This is a genomic window from Pseudonocardia lacus, from assembly GCF_018531445.1.
Taxonomy (GTDB): domain Bacteria; phylum Actinomycetota; class Actinomycetes; order Mycobacteriales; family Pseudonocardiaceae; genus Pseudonocardia; species Pseudonocardia lacus.
In genome coordinates this window covers 1-3,494 of sequence record NZ_JAHDTH010000383.1, presented here as the reverse complement: position 1 = coordinate 3,494, position 3,494 = coordinate 1, and the positions used below count along the sequence as shown (strand labels likewise).

Annotated in this window: 3 protein-coding genes; all 3 read right to left on the bottom strand. The window is 74.8% G+C overall.

What is annotated here, in order from left to right; genetic code table 11:
* Window positions 1-563: ESX secretion-associated protein EspG (locus tag KIK08_RS38150; RefSeq protein ID WP_214408180.1), on the bottom strand; the 563-nt coding region annotated here is incomplete at its 3' end.
* 127 nt (window positions 564-690) lie between these two features.
* Window positions 691-1,164 (bottom strand): hypothetical protein, encoded by a 474-nt coding sequence (locus tag KIK08_RS38145; RefSeq protein WP_214408179.1) that lies wholly within the window; start codon window positions 1,162-1,164, stop codon window positions 691-693.
* Between the two features lie 269 nt (window positions 1,165-1,433).
* A complete protein-coding gene (locus KIK08_RS38140) occupies window positions 1,434-3,212 on the bottom strand; it encodes an acetyl/propionyl/methylcrotonyl-CoA carboxylase subunit alpha (RefSeq protein ID WP_214408178.1) in 1,779 nt (592 codons plus the stop codon).
* Window positions 3,213-3,494 lie beyond the last annotated feature (282 nt).

Below are 3,494 nucleotides of genomic sequence, written 5' to 3'. Positions count from 1 at the left end.
GGGCCGGGCGGCGGGCCGCCGGGGGCGGCGCCGAGGGCCGCCGACAGGACGGACGTGGGCAGGGTGGTGGCCAGGCCCGGGCCGGCCGGCGCGGACGGCAGCACCCCCAGCAGGGCCGTCGGCAGGGAGCCGCAGGCGCGCAGGGTCAGCGACCCGTCCTGGCGGACGGCGAGCACACCGGAGTCCGGTTCGCCCGCGGCCACCGCCCGGACGCTGCGGCCCCACCAGCCGCGCAGCTCCAGCGCGACCGAGGGCCGGGCGAGCAGGCGCAGCAGGCGGGTGAGCTCCGGGTGGGCGCCGGTGGGGCCGGCCAGCCCGCGGCTGCGCAGGGCCTGCCAGCCGGCGGCCTCGATCTCGCGGCGCTCGGCGCGGGTGCGCCCCGGGGAGTCGAGCCGCAGCACGACCGGGGTCGGCCCCAGGCCGAGGCGCTCCCACAGCACGTCGAACTCGGCGGCGGTGAGCACGTGGCGCTCGTCGGACGGCTCGGCGACCCGCAGCGTGCGGGCGCTGGTCGCGGTCGTCGCTGATGTCGCCGTCATCGCGGCCTCCCGGGTCTTCGGCATGTCGCGGGACCGTAGGTCGGCGGCGCCCGGCCCGGGCCGGAACGGGGCAGAACGTGTGCACCTGTGAACGCACCGACGGCCGGTGCGGGAGTCCCGCACCGGCCGTCGGGTCGTGCCGGGTGGTCGATCAGCTGATCCGGGCCAGCGGAGCCGCCTCGTGGCACCCGGCGAGCGGGCACATCGTGCGGCATCCCAGCTGCTCGTGCAGGTCCGCATCGGTGAGCGTGGCCTCGAACGGCCAGCGCCCGGTGAACCGCTGCAGGTACCAGTACAGGAACAGGTAGTCCGGGTCGGTCGTGTCGGAGACGAACACCGGTCGGCCGTGGAGCTGGTCGACCCAACTGCTGAGGGCGTTCATCGCGACGGCGGGTGGACGCGCTGCCCGGCGGGTGCAGAGCCAGTCCTCCGGTCGCCTCCGCCAACTCTGGAGGGAGACCGGGTGGAGCGTGGCACCGGGCAGTGCGCGGAGGTTGGTGCTGATCGAGTCGGTGACCGTGCCGCCGGGAAGGTGCGCGGCCGCGGTCAGGGTGAGCAGTGAGTGCGGACCGGGGATCGGCCCGTCGGTGTGGACGTGGGTGGTGATGAGCAAATCGGTACGCATGACGGATCCTGGTCGCCGTAGTGAGGGGGGCGTGTCCGCGGCGCGGCCGGAGCTCGCGTGGCAGACGGATCCGCGGCGCGGCACTCCCGCGTGGCGGAGGAACCGGGCCCCGTGGATGACTTCCCACGGGTTGCGTCACTGCTGTCCGCTATGCACTTGTCAGTACGGTGCGGGGTCGCTGTGGTAGAACCTGGCCAGCCCAGAATACGGCGTCCGGACCGGCCGGTGATCGTCCCGTGATCGGCTGGCGGGAACGCGCCAGCCCGCACTCAGTCCTTGATCTCGCAGATGACGGTGCCCTGCGTGATCGAGTTGCCGGCCGCGGCGGCCAGGCCGGTGACGGTGCCGTCCTTGTGCGCGGTGACCGGGTTCTCCATCTTCATGGCCTCCAGCACGACCACCAGGTCGCCCGCGGAGACCTGGTCGCCGTCGGACACCGCGACCTTGATGATCGTGCCCTGCATCGGGGCGGTGACGGCGTCGCCGGAGACCGCCGCCGCCTTCCCGCCGCCGCGCTTGCGGGGCGCGGCCTTGGCCGCCGGGCCGGCCGCGCCGCCCCCGCCGAGCGCGAGGTCGCCGGGCAGCGTGACCTCCAGCCGGCGCCCGCCGACCTCGACGACCACGGACCGGCGAGCGGACGCGGTGCCGTCTTCGGCGGCCTCGGCCGCGCCCTGGAACGGCGTGACGGTGTTGTCCCACTCGGTCTCGATCCACCGGGTGTGCACGGTGAAGTCCTCGCCGGAGGCGGACGCGAACGCCGGGTCGGAGACGACGAGCCGGTGGAAGGGCAGCACGGTGGCCATGCCCTCGACCTGGAACTCGGCCAGCGCGCGCCGGGAGCGCTCCAGCGCCTGCGCCCGGTCGGAGCCGGTGACGATCAGCTTGGCCAGCAGCGAGTCGAACTGGCCGCCGACCACCGAACCGGCCTCGACGCCGGCGTCCACCCGCACGCCCGGCCCGGCCGGGAACGAGATGGCGCTGACGGTGCCCGGCGCGGGCAGGAAGCCGCGCCCGGCGTCCTCGCCGTTGATCCGGAACTCGATGGAGTGCCCGCGGGGCTGCGGGTCCTCCAGGAGGTTGAGCACCTCGCCCTCGGCGATCCGGAACTGCTCGCGGACCAGGTCGAGGCCGCTGGTCTCCTCCGAGACCGGGTGCTCGACCTGCAGCCGGGTGTTGACCTCCAGGAAGGAGATGAGCCCGTCCTGGCCGACCAGGAACTCGACGGTGCCGGCGCCGTGGTAGCCGGCCTCCTTGCAGATGGCCTTGGCGGCCTCGTGGATCGTGGCGCGCTGCTCGTCGGTCAGGAACGGCGCGGGGGCCTCCTCGACCAGCTTCTGGAACCGGCGCTGCAGCGAGCAGTCGCGGGTGCCGACGACGATCACGTTGCCGTGCGTGTCGGCCAGGACCTGCGCCTCGACGTGGCGGGGCTTGTCGAGGTAGCGCTCGACGAAGCACTCGCCGCGGCCGAACGCCGCGGTGGCCTCGCGGACCGCCGAGTCGAACAGCTCGGCGACGTCCTTCATCTCGCGGGCGACCTTCATGCCGCGGCCGCCGCCGCCGAACGCGGCCTTGATGGCCACCGGCAGCCCGTGCTCCTCGGCGAACGCGACGACCTCGTCGGCCCCGCCGACCGGGTCGGAGGTGCCGGGCACCAGCGGGGCCCCGGCGCGCATCGCGATGTGCCGGGCGGTGACCTTGTCGCCGAGGTCGCGGATGGCCTGCGGGGTGGGGCCGATCCAGGTGATGCCGGCGTCGATGACGGCCTGGGCGAAGTCGGCGTTCTCGGACAGGAAGCCGTAGCCGGGGTGCACGCCGTCGGCGCCGGCCCGCTGCGCCGCCGCGATCAGCTTCTCGATGTTCAGGTAGCTGTCGGCGGCCGTCTCGCCGCCCAGCGCGAAGGCCTCGTCGGCCAGCCGCACGAAGGGCGCGTCGCGGTCGGGGTCGGCGTAGACGGCGACGCTGGTGAGGCCGGCGTCGCGGCAGGCGCGGATGACGCGGACGGCGATCTCCCCGCGGTTCGCGACGAGAACCTTGGTCAGGCGCGGCACGATCGGCCTCCCTCGTGGGCTCCGGGCGGCGCTTCCGTGCGCCGCCGGCTGTTACCGCGGAGTTTAGGCATGTTCGCCGTCTCCGCCGGGTCCGACCGTGGGGGGTGTCACTAGGGGTTCAGGACACTTTTCCGGCGACGTGCCGGGTCAGCGGACGCGGACCCGCTCCACGACCGCCCGCCGTAGCGCGGCGAGCCGGCGGGGGCGCGGCGCGGAGCGGCCGTCGTACCGGAAGCCGGCCTCCCGGTCGGCCAGCTCGGCGGCCGCCGCGGCCGGCAGCTC